Origin of the sequence: Dryocola mayonis, assembly GCF_051307045.1 — a bacterium.
In the GTDB taxonomy this organism is placed as follows: Bacteria; Pseudomonadota; Gammaproteobacteria; order Enterobacterales; family Enterobacteriaceae; genus Dryocola.
Genome location: NZ_CP150452.1, coordinates 3850193 through 3874709, shown reverse-complemented (window position 1 = coordinate 3874709; position 24517 = coordinate 3850193). Strand labels below are relative to the sequence as shown.

At 56.7% G+C, this 24517-nt stretch carries 11 protein-coding genes and 5 pseudogenes; 9 read left to right on the top strand and 7 right to left on the bottom strand.

The genetic code is table 11. The features are described 5' to 3' along the window. Nucleotides 1–2 precede the first annotated feature (2 nt). The 3 genes and pseudogenes from phnE to phnC form a co-directional block, all read right to left on the bottom strand. The gene (gene phnE, locus WLO32_RS18740) at nt 3–785 is read right to left on the bottom strand and encodes a phosphonate ABC transporter, permease protein PhnE (RefSeq protein WP_435946484.1); all 783 of its coding nucleotides are present in this window, start codon (nt 783–785) and stop codon (nt 3–5) included. A gap of 106 nt (nt 786–891) precedes the next feature. Next, nucleotides 892–1909 (bottom strand): annotated as a pseudogene (phnD, locus tag WLO32_RS18735) (phosphonate ABC transporter substrate-binding protein). Between the two features lie 26 nt (nt 1910–1935). Further along, nucleotides 1936–2718, bottom strand: a complete 783-nt coding sequence (gene phnC / locus WLO32_RS18730; protein WP_435946483.1) for a phosphonate ABC transporter ATP-binding protein — start codon at nt 2716–2718, stop codon at nt 1936–1938. 199 nt (nt 2719–2917) lie between these two features. On the opposite strand from phnC, the gene WLO32_RS18725 reads away from it, so the two are divergent. After that, complete coding sequence (locus WLO32_RS18725) at nt 2918–4129, top strand: phospholipase effector Tle1 domain-containing protein (protein ID WP_435946482.1); 1212 nt, start codon at nt 2918–2920, stop codon at nt 4127–4129. A gap of 3 nt (nt 4130–4132) precedes the next feature. Here WLO32_RS18725 and WLO32_RS18720 read toward each other — a convergent pair whose 3' ends face one another. The 4 genes and pseudogenes from WLO32_RS18720 to WLO32_RS18705 all read right to left on the bottom strand — a co-directional run bounded on the left by WLO32_RS18720 (nt 4133) and on the right by WLO32_RS18705 (nt 6145). After that, nucleotides 4133–4522 (bottom strand): hypothetical protein, encoded by a 390-nt coding sequence (locus WLO32_RS18720; RefSeq protein WP_435946481.1) that lies wholly within the window; start codon nt 4520–4522, stop codon nt 4133–4135. Nucleotides 4523–4526: 4 nt separating this feature from the next. Beyond that, nucleotides 4527–4964: pseudogene (locus WLO32_RS18715) on the bottom strand (PAS domain-containing protein); the annotation flags it as partial. 270 nt (nt 4965–5234) lie between these two features. Then, the gene (gene yjdN / locus WLO32_RS18710) at nt 5235–5675 is read right to left on the bottom strand and encodes a VOC family metalloprotein YjdN (protein ID WP_435946480.1); all 441 of its coding nucleotides are present in this window, start codon (nt 5673–5675) and stop codon (nt 5235–5237) included. Nucleotides 5676–5809: 134 nt separating this feature from the next. Continuing rightward, nucleotides 5810–6145: a zinc ribbon domain-containing protein YjdM gene (locus WLO32_RS18705; RefSeq protein ID WP_435946478.1), complete on the bottom strand. Its 336-nt coding sequence runs from the start codon at nt 6143–6145 to the stop codon at nt 5810–5812. Nucleotides 6146–6528: 383 nt separating this feature from the next. Here WLO32_RS18705 and WLO32_RS18700 point away from each other — a divergent pair, with 383 nt between their 5' ends. The 8 genes and pseudogenes from WLO32_RS18700 to WLO32_RS18665 all read left to right on the top strand — a co-directional run bounded on the left by WLO32_RS18700 (nt 6529) and on the right by WLO32_RS18665 (nt 24497). Then, the gene (locus WLO32_RS18700) at nt 6529–7164 is read left to right on the top strand and encodes a WYL domain-containing protein (protein WP_435946477.1); all 636 of its coding nucleotides are present in this window, start codon (nt 6529–6531) and stop codon (nt 7162–7164) included. Nucleotides 7165–7177: 13 nt separating this feature from the next. Further along, nucleotides 7178–7447 carry a WYL domain-containing protein gene (locus WLO32_RS18695; RefSeq protein WP_435946476.1) on the top strand — a complete coding sequence of 90 codons (270 nt, stop codon included), beginning with the start codon at nt 7178–7180 and terminating at the stop codon, nt 7445–7447. Between the two features lie 101 nt (nt 7448–7548). Beyond that, a pseudogene (gene crfC / locus WLO32_RS18690) lies at nt 7549–9916 on the top strand (clamp-binding protein CrfC). After that, nucleotides 9913–10788 (top strand): diguanylate cyclase regulator RdcB family protein, encoded by an 876-nt coding sequence (locus tag WLO32_RS18685; RefSeq protein WP_435946475.1) that lies wholly within the window; start codon nt 9913–9915, stop codon nt 10786–10788. The pseudogene crfC and the gene WLO32_RS18685 overlap by 4 nt, the downstream one beginning before the upstream one ends. A 169-nt stretch (nt 10789–10957) precedes the next feature. Then, nucleotides 10958–12635, top strand: a pseudogene (locus WLO32_RS18680) (ShlB/FhaC/HecB family hemolysin secretion/activation protein). A 13-nt stretch (nt 12636–12648) separates the two neighbouring features. After that, nucleotides 12649–23482 (top strand): annotated as a pseudogene (locus WLO32_RS18675) (hemagglutinin repeat-containing protein); the annotation flags it as partial. Nucleotides 23483–23611: 129 nt separating this feature from the next. After that, nucleotides 23612–23893, top strand: coding sequence for an HNH/endonuclease VII fold putative polymorphic toxin (locus tag WLO32_RS18670; RefSeq protein ID WP_435948340.1), 282 nt, complete (start codon nt 23612–23614; stop codon nt 23891–23893). After that, on the top strand, nt 23883–24497 hold the full coding sequence (locus WLO32_RS18665; protein WP_435946473.1) for a hypothetical protein: 615 nt from the start codon (nt 23883–23885) through the stop codon (nt 24495–24497). Before WLO32_RS18670 ends, WLO32_RS18665 begins: the two co-directional genes overlap by 11 nt. The last annotated feature ends 20 nt before the right edge of the window (nt 24498–24517 follow it).

The window sequence follows — 24517 nt, the reverse complement described above, 5'->3', positions numbered from 1 at the left end:
CGCTAAATAAAGTGTTTGCGCAGACGCTGCGACAGGAAATCCAGCAGGCTGACGGTGATGATAATCACAATCATCAGCGCGCAGGTTTGCTGGAACTGGAACCCGCGAATGGCTTCCCAGAGCGTGACGCCGATTCCGCCTGCGCCCACCATGCCCACCACCGTTGCCGAACGGACGTTGGACTCAAAGCGGTAGAGGGAGTAGGAGATAAGCAGCGGCATCACCTGCGGGAGTACGCCATAGAGGATTTCTTCAAGCTTGTTGGCCCCGGTGGCGCGAATGCCCTCAACGGGACCGGGTTCGATGGCCTCAACCGCTTCGGAAAGCAGCTTGGAGAGAACGCCGGTGGTGTGGATGAACAGCGCCAGTACGCCCGCGAAAGGCCCAAGGCCGACCGCGACCACGAACAGCATCGCAAACACCATTTCGTTGATGGCGCGGCAGGCGTCCATCGCTCTTCGCATCGGCTGGTAAACCCACCAGGGCACCAGGTTGTCGGCGCACATCAGGCCGCAGGGAATGGAGAGGATGATGGACAGCGCGGTGCCCCAGACGGCGATTTGCAGCGTGATGCCCATTTCGCTCAGGTAAACCTGCCACTGGCTGAAGTCCGGCGGGAAGAAGTCGGCGGCGAAGGTCGCCATATTGCCGGCGTCTTTAAACAACGTGAGCGGCGCCATCTCCGCGCCCTGCCAGGAGACCAGCAGCACGGCCAGTACAATCGCCCAGCTTAGCAGCGAGAACCAGCTACGTTTTGGTGCGGCGACCTGTATCGTTTGTTGCATGGATTGCTCCGTTTAACCTGAATCCGCAAGTTCGCAGGGCGGATAAGCAACGCGCCATCCGCCACATTGCCGGGCGGCGGCGCTTATCCGGCCTGCAGAAAACGTGTTACTGCACCGCTTTATTCACGCTGCTCATGGCGCCGAGCGCGGCGGTCAGACGATCCAGGTCGTTGAGCTGGTTTTGCAGCTCGCTGACTTTGCTGGTTCGCTCTTTCTCATCCAGGCCCTGGTTGTCCTTCACGCCCTGCATCTGCTTAAACAAAGCCAGCTGGCGAATCGGCACCAGCTGCAGGTCGCTTGAGGCGCGGAACGGCGCCCAGCCCAGGCGGGCCAGCACCTCTTTTTCTTCCGCGGTTTTGCCGTAGCTCATAAAGAAGTCGTAGATTTTGTCTTTGGTGGCCTCGGAGAGGTTTTTACGCCACACGATCGGGTCGCCCGGAATCAGCGGAGATTTCCAGATAACCTTCAGCTCTTTAAGCTTGTCCGGCGCGGAGGTCTTCAGCTTGTCGAGGTTTTCGGTGTTGTTAGTGGCGACATCCACCTGCTTGTTGGCGACGGCCCAGCGCGTTGGTTTCGTGGCTGGCATTCACCGAACGCTTAAAGTCGTTCACGGTGATGTTGTTTTTGGCGAAGACGTAGTAGCCGGGGACGAGGTAGCCGGAGGTGGAGTTGGGATCGCCGTTGCCGAAGGTCAGATCCTTACGCTTAGCCAGCAGATCCTGAAGGTTGTTGATCGGACTGTCTTTGTTAACGATCAGCACGCTCCAGTAGCCCGGGGATCCGTCTGCCGCCACGGTCTGGGCGAATACCTGGCCGTTGGCGCGATCCACAGCTTCCATGGCGGAAAGGTTGCCGTACCAGGCGATATCCACTTTGTTAAAACGCATGCCCTGGATAATGCCCGCGTAGTCCGGTGCGAAGAAAGCGTTCACCTTCACGCCCAGCTTCTTCTCCATGTCCTTCAGGAACGGATCCCACTGCGGCTTAAGGTTTTGCTGGGATTCGGTAGAGATGATGCCGAAGTTCAGGGATTTCTCTTGCTCATCCGCGTGGGCTGCGTTGAACAGGGCACTGACGCTTAACAGGCTGGTAAAGGCGAGGGCTTTAACGGCTTTGTAGCTCATGACAGTTCCTTGAAATAGATAAAGTTTTAAGCAGCGACCGCGTCAACGCGGGCTATGCTGCGGTAAAGATTTCCCAGCCGTTCGTTGTCGAACGCTGAGCTGCTTCCGTCGTAAAAAATATGGCCCTGGCGCAGCGCGACGATGCGTTCGCAGTAGCGCAGGGCGTAGTCCACCTGATGCAGCGTCACCACCACGGTGATGCCGTCCAGCCGGTTAATGTCGTGCAGGGTTTCCATAACGATGCGCGCGGACTCCGGGTCGAGGGAGGCGATTGGCTCATCCGCCAGAATGACCTTCGCCTGCTGCATCAGCGCGCGGGCAATCGCCACGCGCTGCTGCTGCCCGCCGGATAAGGTGGAGACGCGCTGATAAGCAAGCTGCGCCATGCCGACGCGGGTCAGCGCCTGCAGCGCGCGCTGCTTTTGTTCGCGGGTGAACCAGTTAACGCAGGTACGCCAGAACGGCGTGGAGCCCAGCGCGCCGATTAATACGTTTTCCAGCACCGTCAGGCGATTCACCAGATTAAACTGCTGAAAGATGTAGCCGGTGTGGGCGCGGCTTTTGCGAATATCCCGCGCCAGACGGCCTGCCTTTTGTACCGTACGGCCAAGCAGCTCCACGCGGCTTTCCGCTGTCTTATCAGAGGTAATCAAACCGCTCAGATGGCGTAAGAGGGTGGATTTTCCTGAGCCGGACGGCCCCAGCAGAGCCACCATCTCACCTGCGTTTACCGCCAGATCCACCGCGCTGAGCGCCTGGTGGCCGTTGAAAGTTTTGCTCAGTTTGTTGACGCGGATAATCGTTTGCATACGCGGCCTCCTTGAAAAGTTGCCCCATGGTGCCGACGAAATGTGTCATTTTTGTTAAGTCAGGGTTTCGAAAAGATGAAGAGTGCGCCGCAGCGAGCCGGCGACCGCAAAGTTACGATGGTAATCAGCTATTTGTCGTATTGTGACGCGCTTCGTTTTTGCCTTTGCTATAGGGATTACTCTGGGGAAGGCATAAACAATGGGCAAAAATATAATTTTTTGTGCGGACGGGGCGTGGCCGCATCCTGGTTTTGACGCGCGGGCCAACGAAACGGCGGTGGTCAGCAACGTCTACCAGCTGTTTGTCGACATGAAGGGCCTGGTGGATAAACGCAGCCTGCTGCTGGCGAATGAGCAGGAAAAAACCTGGGCTGACGGCAGCGGAGAGGCAGCCCAGGTCGCAAAGTACATTCATGGCGGGGGCGATCCGCATAACGGATTTGTGAAGCTGCTGGGCGGCGTCTTCGGCGCCGGTATTATTGCGCCCCTGGTGCGCGGCTACACCTTTATCAGCCGCCACTGGCAGCCCGGCGACCGCATCTATCTGGTGGGGTTTAGCCACGGCGCCTGGACGGCGCGCGCGCTGGCTAACCTGATAATTGATAAAGGTTTATTAAACCGTGACCGGGTGCGTCCTGACGAGCGGCACAAAGAAGAGGCCTGGCGGCTGGCGGCGTCCGTCTGGGCGCAGCACCGCGCGCGGGCGGGGATAAGCGGCAGCCCGTGTGACGCACTGCCAGTAGATTTTCCGGCATTCTTTTACGACAGCGTAGATCCCGCCTGCATGATAACCGGCGTGCCGGTGGAGGCCGTGGCGGTATGGGAAACGGTAGGACGCATGGGGATTCCTGAATACCTGGGCGACAGGCGGATGGATATTTTCCGTTTCGGTAATAACGAGCTGCATCCCAGGGTGAAGTACGGCCTGCAGGCTATCGCCATCGACGAACAGCGCGTCGATTTCGCCCCCGCCTTGTGGGATAACCGGGAGCGCATCGTTCAGGTGATGTTTCCCGGCGCCCATCATGACGTGGGCGGCGGCTACGGCTGTTTTGAAGAGGAGTGCGGGTTATCGAACGGGGCCTATTTATGGATGCGCGACGCGCTTGACGACCTGGGAATGAATCTTTTGCGCAGCGAGGCGACGGCCAATCCGCTTGGTCGCCTGCACTGTGAATGGTTCCCGCCCGCGCCCTGGTCGGGCATAGCTCCCCGCAGGCTGCCCGCGCCGCTTACATCTTCCATGATGATTCACCATTCGGCCGTTGAGCGTTTGCAGGGCGGGGCGGCGCTGCCGTATCAGTCTGCGGACAGCGGGGAATGGCTGACGGGCAGCTATACCCCGCAATCCTTACGCGGCTATTTCCGCACGCCCTGGGAAGTGCCGAGAGAATGGGCGGTAGCGATATAGCTTTTAACGAAAGACGGCCACCGCATCCACCAGGCGCGTGGCCTGATGCTTCACGTTGGCCGAAGCCTGGGCCCCTTCGTGCACCAGCGTCGCGTTCTGCCGGGTAATATCATCAAGCTCGTCTACCGCGCGGGTCAGTGCCGTTAGCCCCTGCGCCTGCTGGCCGAGCTTCTCCATCGGGCGGGAAATTTGCGTTTCAAGGCACAGGGCGACGATGAAAAAAAGCGCGGCGTTAACGCCTGTCAGGGCCGCCGTTTGCAGCGCCGTGAGGCCCGTTAGCCAGAACGCCAGCGCGGAAAAGGGAAGCAGCAGAAGCAGCGTGCTGCGAATGCGCCAGCGTAGCGATAAAGTTTTAAAAAGGGAGAAAACCCGGCCTGCGCCGCGGCGTACCATGAGGCCCGCGATAGAACCTGTGACCCCGCATGTTGCCCGCGTTCATTCGCGTATACAGCTCCTGGGCCTGGTTTATTTCTTGCCGCGAGGCTTTGGTGCGGATCGACATAAAGCCAACGGTTTGATTCTGCCGCACAATGGGCACCGCGTTGGCCCGCACCCAATAATAATCGCCGTTCTTACGCCGGTTTTTTATCAGCCCCGTCCAGGGTTCGCCTTTTTTTAACGTCGCCCACATATCGGCAAATACCTGGACAGGCATATCCGGATGGCGCACCACGTTATGGGGCTGGCCGATTAATTCATCGCTGGTAAATCCGCTGACCTCGACAAAGCTGTCATTGGTATAGGTAATATAACTATAAAGATCGGTGGTGGACATTAAAGTGGCGTTATCCTGCAGAATATATTCTATATCCGTCACTGAGGGGCGCAGATGCATAGCTCTTTCCTTTATAAAGAGGGCAATTAAAATCCACGGGGTACATCCATAGAATTTTCGGCGCGGTATGCCTGAGCTTTAGACAGAAATAGTGATAGCGATCGACCTTTCTTCAATAATGCTTATCGCGGACGTGATAATTACCCGTGCGGCATAATTTCAGAAATAATAAAAAGGGCAGGGTTTATTGATTGAATCAACAAGGGTTTTTAGCGGACGATAATTTAAGGCCTGCCAGCGCAAGCCTTAATAGTCAGCGAGTTAAGAAAACTACATGGGCTTTTCGACGTTTATCATCCAGTGGATGCCGTATTTGTCCGTTACCATGCCAAACCCCTGAGCCCAAAAAGTTTCGCCCCACGGCATTGTGACATCGCCGCCTGCCGCGAGATTATTAAACCAGCGCTCGCCTTCGGCTAAATCTTTAGTTCCGAGGTTTAACGCATAACCGGTATGTTTAACTTTATCCGCACACATATTTCCGTCGCTCATCATGACTTCACCGCCAGCGATGCGCACGTTGGCGTGCAGAATTTTATCGTCCGACCAGTTAAAGCCGCTGTCGCATTCTTCCGCTTGCGGCGCCTCTTCTTCATTTGGCATTTCGCCAAAGGTCATTTTAAAAAGCAGCTCGGCGCCCAACGCCTGTTGATAAAAAGCGATCGCCTCCTCGCAGGTACCGTCAAAAAATATATAGGGTCCAACAGACATAATTAATTCCTCTTTTCTGTATGCGCAGTACAGAAGAAGTGTAGTTGCGGGGGCGGGAGCAAGCCAGGCGAGGACAGGATGGGGCAAGAGCGCGGCCGGCCCTCTCGTCAGAGAAGGCCGCGGAAGGAAAAGAGTTAGTTTTTCTTCACAAATTCGGATTTCAGCTTCATCGGGCCAAAACCATCAATTTTGCAATCGATGTTGTGGTCGCCTTCCACCAGGCGAATGCCTTTTACCCTGGTGCCGATTTTCAGCATGGAAGAGCTGCCTTTTACCTTCAGGTCTTTCACTACCGTCACGCTATCGCCGTCCGCCAGCAGGTTGCCGTTGGCGTCTTTAACAATCAGCTGGTCCGCGTCAGACGCAGGTTCGGCGTCGTTCCATTCGTGCGCGCACTCCGGGCAGATGAACATCCCATTGTCTTCATAGGTGTACTCGGAATTGCACTGCGGGCAATGAGGGAGTTGCATGTTGGTAACCTCAAAAAAGAATAAAAAATTGGAAATGACTGTAAAACAGGAATTTCAGCGAAAATGGCGGTGAACCGCCAAAAAGTACGAGGATTATACACAAAATCCTTACTTTTGTAGGGATTATCAGGCATTCAGTGCTGACGGGGTTTAGCGCGAAACGTGAAGCCAAACGAAGAACGCTTCTTTCATCTCACGGAAAGTGAAATTTAGCTTAAAGACCTGACAAACTTTGCCGTTAATGACAGTAATAATTTAACTTAGTTTAACGTCATTCAGGAGAGCCGGGCCAAAACGCCAGGCGCGCGATAGCTGGTTGAAAAAACAAAAAAAGCTTATTGCGCTGACACCTCCTGTCACTTGCCAGGGGTATGGTTGGGCCGATGGATGCATTGCTACAGAGGCAAGAACCGATGAGAACGAAAGGCGCAAAAGTAAAAGTTGCGGACCGACTGGCCGAAATCATCTTAAGTCTTTATCAGGGAGAAATCCTCTCCGCTGATATTATTCGCCAGCGTTTTGATGTAGATATGCGAACGGCGTATCGTGATTTAAACCGCCTCGGTGCTATTCTGGAGGATATCGGCGAGGGAAAAAAACGCCTTTCATCGCATTTAAAAGGGCCGTTGAATGTAAATGATCTGCTGCGCTTAACAAAACGCGCAGGACTTGCTGCAGTTTATCCGTGGAACGATATAAAGACCTATAGTCAGCTTATTCATTTAAGATCTATTCCCGATTTATTGCTCTTAGGATATGAATATGAAAACAGTCCCCGGTTAAATAGCCATTTTTATGAATTAAGTAATCTGATAAATTCCCGACGTTATTGCCGGTTTATTTACAAAAATGCGCTACGCTGTGTGGCGCCTTACCGTCTGGCGACTCGCCTGGGCATTTGGTATCTGCTTGGCACGGAGAATAACCAGGCCGATGCCTGGATGTTAAGCCAAATCAATTCATTAGAATCACTGACCGAGACGTTTATACCCGACCCGGCGCTGTTGGGCCCGTTTTAACCATGAGCAGGGCATGGACGATGCGCTGGTTAAAACCGAAGTGCTGCTGCAGGTTTCCGCGCAGGCGGCGGTGCACTTTAAACGACGGAAGTTACTGCCTTTTCAGAAAATGATGCAGGAGCTTGATAATGGGTGTCTTATTCTTTCCAGCCATATTGCCTCGCCGGAACAATTATTCCCGCTGGTACAATACTGGATACCCCATGTAACGATTATTTCGCCGCAGGTCTGGCAGCATGATTTAAAAGCCAGAATTGCGGCCTGGTGCGATATTGAACAATAAAATATTTTCCTCACGTAATTATAAAAGCCGGCATTTTCATTAGCACAAAAAAAGAATGCTCTCATAAAAGCCGGATAATTTGAGTTAAGGAAACATTTTTTATGCACACGCAAGCAGTTTTTGAATTAAGCCAGGAGGCCGAGCGGCTATTACAGCTCGCCCTGCAGAACCTGGACGCTTTAAAAAAAATCCCGTTAGCGACCCAAAACGACCAAAACCTAAAGAGTCCACACACGGCGGCGCCCGTTGTGCCTTTGCAATTTAGCGCCCGCGGCATTAACGCTCAGCAGGCGATGCTGCAAAACGAGCTGCGTAAAATTAACCAGCATGAAATGGTGCTGGCGATCGTCGGCACCATGAAAGCAGGTAAATCCACCACCATCAACGCCATCGTCGGCACCGAGGTGCTGCCAAACCGCAACCGGCCGATGACCGCGCTGCCTACCCTTATTCGCCATACGCCGGGCCAGCGTGAGCCGGTGCTGCATTTTCCGCACGTTATGCCCATTGAAACGCTGATGGGCGAGCTGCAGCAGAAACTAAAAACGATCGATCGCGAAGCCCTGACGCAGCGGCTGGAAATCGACCGGGATATGGACGATCTGCTGACGCGCATCGCCTGTGGCGGCACCTTCGAGAAGCATTACCTGGGCGCGCAGCCCATTTTCCATTGTCTGAAAAGCCTCAACGATCTGGTGCGCCTGTCCACCGTGCTTGAGGTTCCTTTCCCGTTTAAGGCCCTACGCCGCGATTGAGCACGTGCCGGTCATCGAGGTGGAGTTTATCCACCTGGCGGGGATGGAAAAAGGATACGGGCAGCTCACGCTGCTGGATACGCCGGGGCCGAACGAGGCAGGGCAGCCCCATCTGCAAAAAATGCTGCAGGAGCAGCTAGCGCAGGCTTCGGCAGTGCTGGCGGTGATGGATTACACCCAGCTGAAATCGATATCCGACGAGGAGGTGCGCCGGGCGATCTTAGGCGTCGGAAAATCGGTGCCGCTGTACGCGCTGGTGAACAAGTTCGATCAAAAAGATCGCAACAGCGATGACGAAGCGCAGGTCAAGGCGCTGATCTCCGGGACCTTAATGAAGGGCACTATCGAAACGGATCGCGTGTTTCCGGTTTCGTCCATGTGGGGCTACCTTGCCAACCGGGCGCGTTTTGAAATTGCAGAGCACGGCGGGCTGCCCGATCCGCAGCAGCAGCTCTGGGTGCAGGATTTTGCCGAGGCCGCTCTCGGCCGCCGCTGGCGCAGCTCGGATCTCGCCGATATCGATCATATCCGTCACGCGGCCGATCTGCTGTGGGATGATTCGATGTTCGCCTTGCCCGTGCAAACCATCCTGCACGCCGCCTATGCCAACGCCTCCATGTACGCGCTTCGCGCGGCGGCGCAGAAGCTGCTTAATTACGCGCACGGAGCCGAAGAGTACCTTAGTTTCCGCTGCCAGGGGCTGCAGGTAGCCAACGAAAAGCTGCAGAGCAATATTCGTCTGCTGGAAGATGACCTGGCTTTGCTGCAGACCAGCCAGCAGGATATCAGCCGCATTATTCGTACCGACGTTGAAAAAGCGGTTAGCGCCATCGCGGAATTTATAACCCGCTATGAAAAACGCATCGGGGCGGATATCAACGACTACTTTCAGCAGGGCAAGGTGCATGAGGATATAGTGCGGCACTCGTTCAGGCTCTCCAGCGTGCGCAACCGCGATTTCGAGGCGGGATGCGAATCCATAACCGTTGCGGATGAGCAGGCCGCTCGGCTGCTGCTCAATAAAATACGCGCCTCAAGCGAAACCATTTTACTGGTCGCCCAGCAGAAGATGACCGAAGAGCTGTCGCTGCTGCTTAATAAACTTGAAATCTCGCTGATGGATACCTTACGCGAGACGCTCAAGCCCATTGAAAAACGCGTAGCGGAGGGGCTGGCGCTTTCAGGATTCAGGGCGCATATCAGCCTGCCTGCCTTTCAGGCCAGCCAGCTTAACTTCAATGCGCAGCACGCTTTTAACGACGTTATCGACCATCAGGAGGTGACGGTAGCGCAGCTTCGCCGCCCGAGCGGAATGCGCGGCACGGTGGCGCGCTGGCTGAACAGCGATGACTGGGGCTGGGAGGACTACACGGCGACCCAAAGCCGGTACGTCATCTCCCTGGCGGATTTACAGCAGCGGCTGCACACGCATGTGGCCTCTTTTCTCGCGCAGCTGAATAAAGCGATTGTCGCGCAGGTCGATATCTCCGTGATGGCGGGCATGGCGACCTTTTTTGCTGACTTTACCCAGGCGCTGGAAGCGATAAAAACCAATCTCCAGCAAAGCCTGATTGCGCGCCTGCAAAACGAAGAGGCGCTGCAAACGCTGCAGAACCAGCTTCAGCAGTGCGTAAGAACGACGCGGTATATTCATGAAGATACCCGTTTATTAAGGGATGATATCCAGACGCTTTTTGCGGCGGAGCACCAATGAGCAGTTTATTACTGGCGGGTCCGGTCAGGACCCTTGAATGCATTACAGAGAAGTTTGTCGTCGATTTTGCCAACGGTATTGATGTGGCGCGCGATCCCTGGCGCAGCCAGCAGGGCAAAGCGTTTTACCAGCGGCTTAAGGAAGAGTTCGCCGGGCAGAACCGCAAGCGCTACTGGGGGCTGGACGGCGCAGCGCCCGAGAATATGGAAGCTTCCCTTGCCTGGCTTGGGCAGCTCACCGGCACGGTGGCCAAAAGCTACCTGGCCGCCAGGCTGATACATGAGCGTCTCAGCCAGATGGAAACGGCTTCGGCGCGCGTGGCCTATTACTCCGCTGAAGGGCGCGACCAGCTGAGCCAGATAAAGAAAGTGCTGGAGCTGCGGGTGAACAAGCTTGAACAGCAGCTGCGCAATATCGATCTGTATCGACAGGGAACGGTGCACTGCGAGCAGATTTTTGCCCGCTGGCGTGCCGGACACTATTTTTCGTTTTCGCCGGCCGGGCGCTGCTATGTTGCGCTTCAGGAACTTCGCTGGGGGGCGTTTGGCGACGCGTTACGCCTTTGCAGCGAGGAGCAGGCCGAACTGCTGCTTGAGCTTGCGCAGGGGCTGGCGATAAACCGCCTGGCTGAGGACGTAAACGCTTCACCGCGCACGCGTCATTATTATCATGAATGGCTGACCGCGCCTTCGGCGCCGGAGTTAATGGAGCATAAAGACGCGCTGATTTGGCTGGGTAACGGCAGCGACAGCGAGCGGCATCCGGTAAGCTATTCCGTGACGCAAAGCTGGCAGGGCATCACGCTGGGCATGCCGAGGATTTGCTCGGCGATGCGTCTTGGCAGCGCCATGGTGGAAGAGGTCTTTCGTTAATCAGGCGTTGTCAGAAATATATGAGCGGCGCTATCTGAAACTCTAAGCTGAATGCTTGCGCAGATTTAATTTATATGTTTTATTCCGGATAATGTTTCTTTTTGTTACAAGTGCGTCGGCGCTAATATAAATCAGCGCCGACGCCTGTTTATTCCATGGAAGGCATCCTGTGTCGGGTTATCAATTCAGATTCTCCCTTGTTATTGCCCTTATTTGCGGCGCCTTTAGCCCTCTGGCGGCGTCTGCCCCTTTAAGCCCGGCGGAGCGCGCCCTGATAAATCAGGATCAGCAAAATTTATTGCTTAATAATCAAGAGCAACGTGACGAACTGCAGCGCAGCCTGACGCCTGAGAAACCCTACGATCGCGCCATGCCTTCCCCGGCGGGGCCCTGTTTTAATATTCATAGAATATATATTAATAACGCCACGCTACTTTCTGATAAAACACGGCTGAAACTCCTTAATCCGTATGTTGAACGGTGTCTGGGCATGGATAAGATCAATAATCTCATTCATAAATTGTCGGACTGGTATATTCAGCAGGGTTATATAACCAGCCGGGCCTTTATTACCGAACAGGATTTATCAGGCGGCGAATTACAGATCACCGTGCTGGAAGGCCGGCTGGAAAAAATTCGCCTCGCAGGCGCGCCGTCCCGACAGCTCAGCATGGCTTTCCCCGGCCTTGAAGGTCAGATCCTCAACCTGCGCGATATTGAGCAGGGCATGGAGCAGATTAACCGCGTGCGCAGCACGCCGGTACAGATTGAAATTCTTCCGGCCGACAGACCCGGCTACTCCATCGTTAACCTGACGGCCACGCCGGAATTTCCCCTTTCCGCCTCCGCAGGCTTTGACAACAGCGGCCAGAAGAGCACCGGCACCGGCCAGATAAGCGGCTCGCTGACGGGGAATAACCTGCTGGGGCTTGCGGATAAATGGTTGGTCAGCGGCGGGCGCAGCAGCGATTTTTCATCGTCGCACGACGCGCAAAATTTCCAGGCGGGGCTGAGCGTTCCTTACGGCTACAGCCTGCTGGATTACAGCTACAGCTGGAGCAATTACCTCAACACCATCAATAACAACGGTTTTAACTGGGCGTCAACCGGCGACAGCGTGTCGCACCGCGCCACCTTGTCCCGCGTTCTCTTTCGCAACGGGGATATCAAAACGGGCGCTTCTGTGGGCGTCACCCATCAAATCAGCCGTAACTGGCTGAACGACGCGAAGCTCGACAGCAGCAGCCGCAAACTCTCCAGCCTGGTGTTTGGCATCAGCCATACGCAAAAAATCTTCGGCGGCGTGGCGACCTTCAATCCGGGCTTCAGCCACGGCATGCCGTGGTTTGGCGCAGAAAATGACCACGGGAAAAAAGGCGACCTGCCGAAGGCGGAGTTTAAAAAGTGGAGCGTTAACGGCAGCTTCCAGCGTCCGGTCACGAATGACCTGTGGTGGCTGACCAGTTTTTACGGCCAGTGGTCGCCGGACAGGCTGTACGGCAGCGAACGCCTGACCATCGGCGGCGAAAGCTCGGTGCGCGGTTTTAAAGAACAGTACCTGTCCGGTGATAACGGCGGCTACTGGCGCAACGAAATGAACTACGTGCTGTTTACCCTGCCGGTTATCGGCCAGGTGAGCGCGCTTGCGGGCCGTTGACGGCGGATGGCTGCAAAAAGATGTCAAAGATCCCTGGGCCTCCGGCACCCTCTGGGGCAGCGCGCTCGGACTTTCTACCGCCAGCCGTTATTACTCAAGCCAGTTTACCGTAGGCCTGCCGGTGAAGTACCCGGCCTGGCTGGCGCCCGACCGCTTCAGCCTTTACTACCGCATCGCGTTCGTGATTTAGGGGACAAAAGATTATGGATAATCAGCAGCATCCGGTTCGCTTTTATCAACGCCTGCTTAGCTGGGTTATCAGCGCCATGCTGGCAACCCAGCCCTTACTGCCTGCCGTAGCCGCAACCCTTACGCCGTCCGCGCCGGGCACGCAAATCGACAAGGCGGGAAACGGCGTGCCGGTGGTAAATATCGCCACGCCGAACGGGGCGGGGATTTCCCATAATCAGTTCAAAGATTACAACGTCGGCAAAGAGGGCATTATCCTCAATAACGCCACCGGGCAGCTTAACCAGACGCAGCTCGGCGGCTTAATCCAGAACAACCCGAACCTGAAAGCGAGCCGGGAAGCGCGGGGCATCATTAACGAAGTTAACGGCGGCAACCGCTCGCAGCTGCAGGGGTTCACCGAAGTGGCGGGCAAAGCGGCGAACGTGATGGTCGCCAACCCGTACGGCATCACCTGCAACGGCTGCGGCTTTATCAATACGCCGAACGTCACCCTGACCACCGGCAAACCGGTCTTTGATGCGGCCGGTAACCTGCTGGCGGTGGACGTGAAAAAGGGTGCCATCACCATTGAAGGCCAGGGCCTGAACGCCAGCCAGACGGACGCGCTGTCGATTATCGCCCGCGCCACGGAAGTGAATGCGGAGATCCACGCCAGAGACTTAAAGGTGATCGCCGGGGCGAACCGGGTTGATGCCAGTGGTAACGCCACGGCAATAGCCGGGGAAGGCGCAGCACCGGTCGTTGCGGTCGATACCGGCGCGCTCGGCGGCATGTACGCCAACCGTATTCGCCTGGTATCCAGCGACAAAGGCGTAGGCGTTAACCTGGGCAACCTGAATGCGCGGCAGGGCGACATCACCCTTGATGCCAGCGGCAGGCTTGCGGTGAAAAACAGCCTTGCCAGCGGCAGCCTGAGCGCAAAAGGAGAGTCGGTTACGCTGACCGGCGAGCATAAAGCCGGCGGGCCATTAACCGTTACCGCCCGGCAGGATGTGACGGTGAACGGCGGCCAGCTTGCCAGCGACGGGAATATTTCCCTTGGCGGCAACGGAAAAATTCAGATCTCCGGCAGCCAGCTCACCGCCGGGAACGACATCGCTCTCTCGGCGCAGGACCTGACGCTGGACGGCGCCAGCCGGGGCGATGCCGCCCGCGATATCGGTCTGGTGGCAAACGGAACGGGGGCTACGCAGGGCAGGCTGACGGCAGGGCGCGACCTCAGCCTCGGCGGCGGCAAACTATCAAACAGCGGTACGCTTATCTCCGAAGGCAATATGCGGATTCAGGGGAGCGAGATTGCCAGCAGCGGCCTGCTGCAAAGCGGTGGCAAGGCAACGCTTACGGCTGGCCAGACAGCGATAGCCGGAGCGGTCAGCGGCGCGAAAGGCCTGAGCGTTCAGGCGGATACCCTGAACACCACGTCAGGGGCGCAGCTCCAGACCGACGGGGCGATGAGCCTTGCCGCACGGCAGGCCACGCTGAACGGCACGCAGGCCGCGAAAGGCGCCCTGACGGTCACGGCAGATAACCTCCAGCATAACGGTAAAAGCAGCGCGGCTGCGGCGACGCTGAACGGAAAAGCCATCATCAACAGCGGAACGGTGATCGCGCCAGCGCTGGCCATTAACGGCGATAGCCTCACCAACAGCGGGCTGCTACAGGGAAGCCGCACGCTGAATCTGGTTACCGCCCTGCTCAATAACCAGCGCGGCGGCACGGTATCAACGGAGGGCAGCCTGGCGCTGGCGGTTCCTGATTTGTCCAACGCCGGGCTGATAACGACAGGCGGTAATCTTAACCTCAGCGGTAATACTCTGACCAACAGCGGCGAGATTAATGCCGCCAACCTGACGGCGAAGAGTGGCCGCCTTTCCAACCAGCGCGGTGGTCTGCTGCTGGCGCAGGGTAGTCTGACGCTCGGCGGGCAAACGCTTGATAACGCAGGCCAGCTTGCGGCGGACAGGCAGAGCCTGAGTTTCGACAGCATCAATAACCAGGGCACTATCCAGGGGAACAGCGCGCTGTCGCTGGCGGCCAGAGAGGCCGGCAACCAGGGCGCCGTGTTAACCGACGGCGAAATGACGATTGCCGCAGATACCCTGACCAACGGCGGCGCGCTCCAGGCAACTTCACTTGTGCTTACGCTGGCAAAACAGTTCACCAATGCGCAAAACGGCAGCGTTAGCGCGGCAAATTCTCTCACTCTTACGGCGCCTTCGGTCAACAACGCTGGCCTGCTGAGCGCTGCAGATTCGGCTGTAAAAGCCTCGTCCCTGACAAACAATGGAACAATCCAGGGCGCAAACCAGCTGACGTTTGATGCGGCAACGTTGAACCATGCGGGCGGCGTGCTGTTTAGCGGTGGCAGCCTCAAGATTCAGGCCACGAAGCTGGCCAGCGCCGGACTGATGCAGGGTAAAACGCTGAATCTGGCTACGGGCGAGTGGATAAACACCGGTAATGCCTTAAGCGAGCAAACAGCTTCCCTGCGCGTGAGCAATACGCTCAGTAACCAGGGGAAAATTCTCGGGCAGCACGGCATAGATTTGTCCGCCGCCTCGCTGGATAACAGCGGCTGGCTGATTGCCAAAGCGGTGGACTTCCACGGTGATTTAGTCAACGGCGGCCTGATTCAGGGCGGCGATAGCCTGGCGCTGACCGGCGGCACGCTGGCAAACCGCACCGGCGGGCAGCTGCTGAGCGGCGGCCAGCAGACTCTGGGCTTCCGCAAGCTGGATAATCAGGGGACCATGCAGGGCAAAACTCTGGTCGTATCGGCAGATGAGTGGACGAACGGCGGCTATCTGCAGGCTCAGGACTCTCTCGCGGCTAACGTAAAGGGCACGCTGTACAACGGCGGGACGCTGCTTAGCCAGAACATTTTCGAGCTTTATGCCGGCAGCATCATCAACCAGGGCAGCCTGGCTGCGGACAGGCTTAGTTTGACCGCGCCTTCGCTGGTAAACAGCGGTCTGCTGCAGGGCAATACCTCGCTGCAGCTGGCGATTCCGCAGATCCGTAACCTCCGGAACGGGCAGCTTATCAGCGGCGGGGCGCTAAATCTTGCGCTCAACAGCCTGGAAAACGAAGGGCTGTTGCAGGTAAACGACGCGCTGTCGCTGACCGGAGAAGGGTTTACCAACCGGGGCAGCATTCTGGCAAATACCCTGACGGTGGATTTACGCGGCGCGCTGGAAAACCTGGATAACGGGCAGCTTGTCGCCCGCGGCAACGCCGCCCTGGCTGTGGGCTCACTGAATAACAGCGGCGTGCTGGCGGCGGATAAGCTTGACCTGCGGAGCGGCGATACCCGCAACAGCGGCACCGTTCAGGGAGCAGGCAGCCTTGATATTACCGCTCAGCGGCTTGATAACCAGAACAGCGGGAAACTCCTGAGCGGCGGTGCGCTCAGGGTTAACAGCGGCGCTACGACCAATGCGGGCGCATGGCAGGGCAAAACGATCGACGCCGATCTGGCGGCGCTGGCTAACACCGGCTCCATTAACGGCATTGACCGGCTAACCGGGCGGATCGCCGGCGATCTCAGCAACGGCGGGCAGCTCTGGAGCCAGGGCAATCTTTCTCTTGAAGCGGCTGGCCTGAGCAACACCGGTAAAATCATCGCCAAGGGCCTGACTTTGTCGGGCGAGACGCTGATTAACAATGGCCTGTGGCAGGGCGCGGAAGGCTTGTCCATTGCGGGCGATACGCTGAATACCGGCGCCAACAGCCGCACGCTGGCGGGAGGCCTGCTAAGCCTGAACGCCGGGCAGCTCGCCACGGGCGGGACGCTTCAGGGCCAGAACGCTGCTGTTACCGCGGGAGGCTGGCGCCACGAAGGTTCGCTTCTGGGTCTGGACGGGCTTAACGCGAACGTGGGCGGAGCGCTGAATAACTCAGGGGATCTGCTGAGCCACGGCGGACTGGAAATTAACGCCCTGACGCTGACCAGCACCGGCTCTTTGCTGAGCGAAGGAGACATGTTCCTTACGGGTCACTCGCTGGATAACCGCGGGGCGCTGCAGGGTAAAAACCTGACGCTGAACCAGATCAGCGTCGCCAACGCCGGTACGGCAATCGGCCTTGAATCTCTGACTCTTGAGGCCAGCCAAACCCTGGCGGCGCGTATGCTTATGGCCGCGCCGCTGATGAAGCTGGTGAATGGCGGGCAGATGCTGACCGGCGGCACGCTGAGCGTAAACGGCGGGGACATCACCAACGCGGGTGCCTGGCAGGGCCAGCGTATACTGCTGGCCGCACAAAGCCTGCAAAATAGCGGCGCTATCCAGAGCGCGGACGCGTTACAGATGACGCTGGCGGGAAACCTGGCCGCAACGGCGGGCAGCAAAATTACCGCCAGCGGCAACGCGGTGCTTGACGCTCTGATCCTGTCCAACCAGGGGCAGTGGCTGGCAAAAAATCTTACGCTCAAAGGCGGCAGCCTCTCCAACGGCGGCGAGATTAGCGGCGTGAACGGTCTTACCGTCGCCCTTGGCGGAGCATTCACCCAGCAGCAGGATAAAACCCTGCTGACGGCAGGAAAACTGACTCTGGAAGCCGCCTCGGTGGATAACCGCGGCCGCATACAGGGCGCGGAGCTGGACGTTAAGAGCGCCACTCTGGCTAATAACGGGCGTTTACAGGGGGATAATGCCCTGACGCTGAACCTGACCGGAGAGCTCAACAACGGCGTAGCGGGCACCATCCTCAGCCAGAAAACCCTCACCGTTACCACGCCTTCGCTTATTAACTACGGCGTCCTTCAGGGCGGCACCGTCAGCCGCATCAGCGGCATGAACAGCGCCCAAAACGACGGGAAGATACTTTCCGGCGGGGAGCTGACCTTCTCCAGCGGCTCCCTGACGAATAACGGCTGGCTGCAGGCGGGGCCAGCTGGCGCTGAATGCCACCACGGCGATAAATAACGGGACGCTGCTTGCGGAGCAGCAGGGCATCCTCGCCGGAAACAGCCTGACGAATACGGGCATGGCACAGGGCGGCAACCTGACGGTGAACTACCAGCAGTTAACCAACGGCGGCACCGTGCTGGGCAGCACCGGGCTGAACGTGACGGCAGATCGGGTTAATCATCAGGCCGCAGGGAAGCTGTTCAGCGGCGGAAATCTGCTGCTGACCGGCACGGGGTTGGATCAGGCTGGTCAGATTGTGGCGTTGGGCAACCTGACGCTGAAGCTGACGAATGCGTTCACCGCTAAAAACGTGCTTGCCGCCGGGAATACGCTGTCGGTAAGCAGCAGCGGCGCTATCACTAATAACGCAGTGATGCAGGGCCAGGCCGTAAACCTGGCCGCAGGCGGCGCGTTGACCAATAACAGCCAGATAACCACCGGCAGCGGAGCCAGCACGCTGTCCGGAAGCCAGATCGTCTTAGCCGACACCGGAACATTGCAGGCCGGCGGTGATATTACGGTAAACAGCAGCGGCAATATCACGGTGAACGGTTTTACCGGCACCAGCGCCAGCCTGACGCTTAACGCGGTCGGCAACCTGTTAAACACCGCCCTGCTGTATGCCGGCAACAATATGTATCTGCTGGCGAACAGCATCAAAAACCAGCGCGGCGATATTCTGGCGGGCAACAGCCTGTGGATGCAGCGCGATATGGCGGGCAATGCCAGTGCCGAGGTGGTGAATACCTCCGGCAGCATCGAAACCCAGCGCGGGGATATTACGGTTAAAACCGGGCACCTGCTGAATACAAGGGATGGTTTATCAGTAAAAGAAGTGACTACGGCTGGTGCATCTCTGCCGGGTTTAGGTGATGCGACCCTGAAGTTGCATTATTCTCTTCTGCCATCGGGAAGTTATGGGTATTACACAACAAATCATCAAGAAGAAGCCACTCATTGTGGAGGCGCTGATGGTGGTTGTACTATCTGGGATGTAACAACTTATTACTACGCGCCATTTGAGGAATACGCTAGACAAAAATTTGCTCTAAGCCAGACCAGCGTAGAGGTTTACAGTACCGGAGGAGCGGGCCGTATAGCATCCGGTCAGCATCTGAATATTACTGCTGGCACATTGGAAAACCAGGCCAGCAATATCTTAGCTGCAAAAAATATTATGTTGCAGGGAGCGCAGCTGAGTAATCAAAGCTGGCAGAGCGGAACAGCAACAGATTCCCTTGTTTATCAATATGGCACTGCTCCAAATCAGCCTCTGGGATATGCAACAAATGAGCTTCCGGAAAATGGATTATCCAATAAGAACAATAACTACAATAAATATAATCAAATACTCTCTTTCTATCTGGTGGGTCGTGAAACTACCCAGGCGCCCGGAGAGATCTACCGTTCCGTCATTCAGGCGGGCGGCAACGTCGTTGCCAACTTCACCAGCGATATCAGCAACACCACCACGACGGCCAATACAGGCGGTGTAAGCAGCACTATTACTGCGCCATCCCTGAACACTCTGAGCAACCAGAGTATCGGCGACGGCGCACAGAAACAGAACCTGGCGAACGCCGATAAAGCTGTCGTTGGCTCTCCGCAGTGGAGCGACCAGCTGCAAAATGCGCTGCAGCAGATAAACGGCGGCAGCGGGCTGGATAGCGCGGGCGGCAACCTCGCCGGGCTGGATAACTATGCCGTCAACGGCAAGGGCGACGCCAGCCTGGGGAACGCCGCAACTCTGGAAAACGGTGCCGTGCAGGGAACCGGCCTGAAGGATCCGGGCAATAACACGCTTAAGCAGCATCAGGGCAGCGGCGTGGATACAAGCATCTATCCGCTTCCTTCCGGTAACAACGGCTATTTCGTTACTTCCACCGATCCGAGCAGCCCTTACCTGATCGTCACCAACCCGAAACTCGATGGCCTTGGCCAGCTCGATCAAAGCCTGTTTGGCGATCTGTATAAGCTGACGGGCATGAAGCCCGGCAGTGCTCCGCAGGAAACCAACAGCGCTTACACAGATCAAAATAAATTCCTCGGCTCGTCTTATTTCCTGGACAGGCTCAACCTGCATCCGGAATACGATTACCGCTTCCTCGGCGACGCGGCGTTTGACACCCGCTATGTGAATAATGCCATCCTCAACCAGACCGGCAGCCGCTATATCAACGGCATCGGTTCCGATCTTGAGCAGATGCAGTACCTGATGGACAACGCGGCCGGCGCGCAGCAGGCGCTGGGCCTGCAGTTTGGCGTGTCGCTCACCGCCGGACAGATTGCGGCGCTTGACCACAGCATCCTGTGGTGGGAAGCCGCAACCATCAACGGCCAGACGGTGATGATCCCGAAAGTTTACCTCTCGCCGAAAGACGTGACGGTGAACAACGGCAGCGTGATTGCCGGTAATAACGTCAGCCTCAGCGGCGGCAATATTACCAACAGCGGCAGCACCCTGAGTGCGAACAACAGCCTGAGCCTCGACAGCCGGAACAGTATCAGCAACCTGAACGCCGGGCTGATGCAGGCGGGCGGCGGGCTGCAGCTAAGCGCGCTGGGTGATATCAATAATATCGGCTCGACGATATCCGGGAAAACCGTCGCGCTTGAGAGCCTGGACGGCAGCATTAACAACATCACGCTGGCGGAGACGTGGAGCCTCGACGGCGGAGGCAAATACGGCCACGCCGGCCTGTCCGGCACCACGCTGGGCAATACCGCATCCATTACCGCGCTTGACTCGCTGAGCCTGAGCGCGGGCCGGGATATCGCCATCACCGGTGCTAACGTGGCGGCGGGTGGCAACCTGCTGATGGACGCCTGGGGCGATATTGCGGTCACGGCAAACCAGGTGACCGGCAGCTACAGCCAGTCGGGCTTCCGGGGACTGGAGGCAACCAGCAAAGGATCTGTGACCCAAAGCGGCAGCACCATTACCGCAGGCGGCAGCCTGGGCATGCAGGCAGGCAACGACCTGACGCTTTCAGCCAGCGCGGTGAATGCGGGCGGCAACGCGACCCTGGTGGCGGGCAACGACCTGAACCTTAACGCCGCGCAGACCGGCGAAAACGCCAGCCGGGGCAAAAGCGAAACCCACGGCACGGATATTGCCCGCACCACCGTCAGCAGCGGAGGTGACCTGACATTAGCCGCAGGCCGGGACATCACCAGCCAGGCGGCGGGCCTGGCCGCAGAAAATGATGTGGCAATGCAGGCCGGGCGCGACGTGAATCTGATGGCAGAGGAAACCACGGCAGGGAGCAGCTACACCGCGAAGAAAAAAGTCGAAATTAACGAGTCGGTACGCCAGCAGGGCACTGAAATCGCAAGCTCCGGCAACACCACGATTATCGCCGGACGCGACGTGAACAGCGAAGCCGCACAGGTGACCGCCAGCGGCGATATCGGCGTGGCGGCAGGCCGCGATGTGAACCTGACCACGGCGACGGAAAGTGACTACCACTACAGGGAAGAGACGAAGACCAAAAAAGGGTTCCTCAGCAAGAAAACGACCCACACCATCGAGGAAGACAGCGCGACCCGTGAAGCAGGCACCCTGCTTTCCGGCGATAACGTCACCGTTCAGGCGGGCAACAACCTGCTGGTGAAAGGCTCCTCCGTGGTGGGCGATAACACCGTGGCGCTGGGTGCAGGTAACAACGTCGATATTGTAGCGGCGACCAACACCGACTCCTCCTGGCGCTTTAAGGAAGAGAAGAAGAGCGGCCTGATGGGCACCGGCGGTATCGGCATCACCGTCGGCAGCAGCAAATCCACCCATGACCTGCGCGAGGCGGGCACCACGCAAAGCCAGAGCTTCAGCACCGTCGGCTCTACGGGCGGCAACGTGGTTATCGCTGCCGGCAACCAGGCGCATATTGGTGGCGCAGACCTGATTGCCGGGAAGGACATGAGCCTCAGCGGCAGCAGCGTTATCATCGATCCGGGCCACGACAGGCGCACCCGCGATGAAACCTTCGAACAGAAGAAAAGCGGGCTGACGCTGGCGCTTTCGGGCGCGGTGGGTGGAGCCATAAACAACGCTGTAAACTCAGCGCAGGATGCGAAAAATGAAAGTGATGGCCGTTTAGCTGCACTTCAGGCGACAAAATCAGTTCTTTCCGGCATGCAGGCCGGGCAGGCCGTTGCTCTGGATGCTGCTGACAGTGGGAATACTGAAAACCCGAGCACTAACGCTATCGGCGTCAGCGCTTCTCTCACCACGCAAAAGTCAAAATCTGAGCAACATGTGCGGAGTGATGAAGTCACGGGCAGTACGCTGAACGTGGGCAACAATCTCTCCATCACGGCAACCGGGAAAAACAAAGGCCCGAACAGCGGGGATATCGTGATTGCCGGAAGCCAGTTAAAGGCAGGCGGTGACACCGTGCTGGATGCGAAAAACGACATCCTGCTGGCGGGTGCAGCCAATACACAGCAGACCACGGGTAAGAACAGCAGCAGTGGTGGTGGTGTGGGTATTGGCATCGGTGTCGGCAGCGGTGGCTGGGGGATCAGCGTCTTCGCTAATGGCAACTCTGCTCACGGTAAGGACAAGGGCAACGGTACCGACTGGACCGAAACCACCATCGACAGCGGTAAAACCGTCACTATCAAAAGTGGGAATGACACCGTACTCGATGGCGCGCTGGTCAACGGCAACAAAATTGTCGCCGACGTGGGTCACGACCTGCTGATGCGCAGCCAGCAGGACAATAACGACTACGACAGCAAGCAGACCAGCGTTGCCGGAGGCGGAAGCTTCACCTTCGGCTCCATGTCCGGTTCGGCTTATATGAGCGTCAGCCAGGACAAGATGAAGAGTCGCTTCGACTCGGTGGCGGAACAAACCGGGATGTTTGCCGGGGATGGCGGTTTCGATATCACAGTCGGCAATCACACCCAGCTGGATGGCGCGGTTATCGCTTCCACGGCCAGGGCGGATAAGAACAACCTTGATACCGGAACGTTGGGCTTCAGCGATATCCATAATGAAGCGGATTTCAAAACTCAGCACACGGGCGGCTCTTTCAATACCGGTGGCAGCATCGCCGGGCAGTTTGCGAGCAATGCGGCGAATGCCCTGCTGGCAGGCGGCGGTAATAAAGGTCATGCCGAAGGCACAACTCAGGCTGCTGTCGCTGATGGCACCATCACCATCCGCGACAAGAATAACCAGAAACAGGATGTCGCTGACCTGAGTCGCGATACAGAGCACGCCAACGACAGCATCAGCCCGATCTTCGACAAAGAGAAAGAGCAGAAACGGCTGCAGGAAATTCAGCTGATTGGTGAAGTGGGCTCTCAGGCCGCCGATGTGGCAAGAACGCAGGGCGATCTGGCCGGACGTAAAGCGGCGAAAGATCCGGCTTCGCTGGAAGAAGCGCGTCAGCAACTGGCGAAGGAAGGGAAACCTGCTGACGATGCGGCTGTGGCGGAACGTGCGTACAACAACGCCTCGTCATTCTATGGCACGGGCGGCGTGGTTCAGCGCGGGCTTCAGGCAGTGACCGGAGCGCTGACCGCTCTGGCTGGTGGTGGCAACCTGGCTGGCGCTCTGGCTGGAGCATCGGCCCCGGAACTGGCGAATATTATCGGACACCGCTCCGGTCTCAGCGATGATGAAGCGCTGATAGCCCATGCCGTTCTGGGTGGCGTTGTCGCTTCACTACAGGGGAACAGCGCCGCAGCTGGTGCGGCAGGAGCGTTGAGCGGTGAACTGGCTGCCCGAGCCATTAAAGATCAAATGTTCCCAGGCAAGAGCAACAGTGAGCTGAGTGAAAGTGACAAGCAGCTGATCAGCAACCTGGCAACTCTGGCATCAGGGCTGGCGGGGAATCTGGCTAGCGGTAACTCTGCTGGCACAACAGCGGGTGCTCAGGCCGGAAAGAATGCGGCTGAGAATAACTCGCTGAGCAAGGAAGATGAGAAGCGTCTTGGCCTGCGTTCCATCGATATCATTGATATCAACCCGTTGTTTAATGGTACTGCCAAAGTTCTGGATGAAGATGGTGAGCCTAAGAAAGGCGGTGGCGGTAAGGTAAGCCGTCCTGCTAACATGTCTCCAGAAGGTGCTGGTAGAAATGGTGCTTTCAGGGAAGCGAAACGCCAGGCTGGAATACCTGTTACTCAAAATCCAAGCAATGTTTATCCAAATCGTGATAAGCGTGATAACTTGCAACCAGGTTTGATTTATGAGTTTACGGTTCCTAAAGAAGGTGGCGGAACTAAAAAGGTTTATATCAGAGACGACGCTGCCGGTCATAGCTTTGGTGTAAATGATCCACAAAATAGAGGGCCGCATTTCAACGATCCTAAAGGGAATCATTATGACTACTGATATTGTAGTTCGGTATGCTAAAGATATCCAAAGGCCAAATGAAATCGCAAATTTCAATCGGCGATATGGAATATCATCAGAAAGTATCTCGGCTATTAGTTGGGAGAAACCATTTGTTTCGAGAAGCAATTATAGCTTGCAATTGCTTAAAGCTATGATTGCTACACTAGTAAGTAGTACTCATATGAAACTATTTGTGATGATAGAAATGTCTGCAAGACAACCAAAATCTGCAATAGTAAAATATAAAAAAATATGGGGTTTGCTAGAAAATGAAGGACTTCATTTAGATGCTATCATTAACAAACAAGAATATTTACTAGATGTTGGGGATGGGCTTGTTCTTGGTGGTGTGGCAATTGTCGATTTTAATGACGATGAAACCTTGAGGATTTTTCTGGAACGTGACGATTATGTTTACTTTTCGTTGCTGAGAGATGATCTTCCTATCCCTATGTTTGAGGATGAATTCGTAAGATCTTCTTGGCCGGAATTTGTCTGGAATAATAATGGAGTTATATTATTCCCTATGGGATATATTGATGAGAGCTCCTGTGAGATAGTTGCTATGGGGCATGAGCGAGATATAGCGCGACTTCTTTGATTCTCGTTCAACAATTTTGA

What these genes read in the sequence shown, in the direction of transcription:
- phnE (WP_435946484.1), bottom strand. Translation starts at nt 785, where the DNA reads ATGCAACAAACGATACAGGTCGCCGCACCAAAACGTAGCTGGTTCTCG.
- yjdN (WP_435946480.1), bottom strand. Translation starts at nt 5,675, where the DNA reads ATGTCTGTTGGACCCTATATATTTTTTGACGGTACCTGCGAGGAGGCG.
- WLO32_RS18685 (WP_435946475.1), top strand. Translation starts at nt 9,913, where the DNA reads ATGAGCAGTTTATTACTGGCGGGTCCGGTCAGGACCCTTGAATGCATT.
- WLO32_RS18725 (WP_435946482.1), top strand. Translation starts at nt 2,918, where the DNA reads ATGGGCAAAAATATAATTTTTTGTGCGGACGGGGCGTGGCCGCATCCT.
- WLO32_RS18720 (WP_435946481.1), bottom strand. Translation starts at nt 4,522, where the DNA reads ATGGTACGCCGCGGCGCAGGCCGGGTTTTCTCCCTTTTTAAAACTTTA.
- WLO32_RS18700 (WP_435946477.1), top strand. Translation starts at nt 6,529, where the DNA reads ATGGATGCATTGCTACAGAGGCAAGAACCGATGAGAACGAAAGGCGCA.
- WLO32_RS18670 (WP_435948340.1), top strand. Translation starts at nt 23,612, where the DNA reads ATGTCTCCAGAAGGTGCTGGTAGAAATGGTGCTTTCAGGGAAGCGAAA.
- WLO32_RS18665 (WP_435946473.1), top strand. Translation starts at nt 23,883, where the DNA reads ATGACTACTGATATTGTAGTTCGGTATGCTAAAGATATCCAAAGGCCA.
- WLO32_RS18705 (WP_435946478.1), bottom strand. Translation starts at nt 6,145, where the DNA reads ATGCAACTCCCTCATTGCCCGCAGTGCAATTCCGAGTACACCTATGAA.
- WLO32_RS18695 (WP_435946476.1), top strand. Translation starts at nt 7,178, where the DNA reads ATGGACGATGCGCTGGTTAAAACCGAAGTGCTGCTGCAGGTTTCCGCG.
- phnC (WP_435946483.1), bottom strand. Translation starts at nt 2,718, where the DNA reads ATGCAAACGATTATCCGCGTCAACAAACTGAGCAAAACTTTCAACGGC.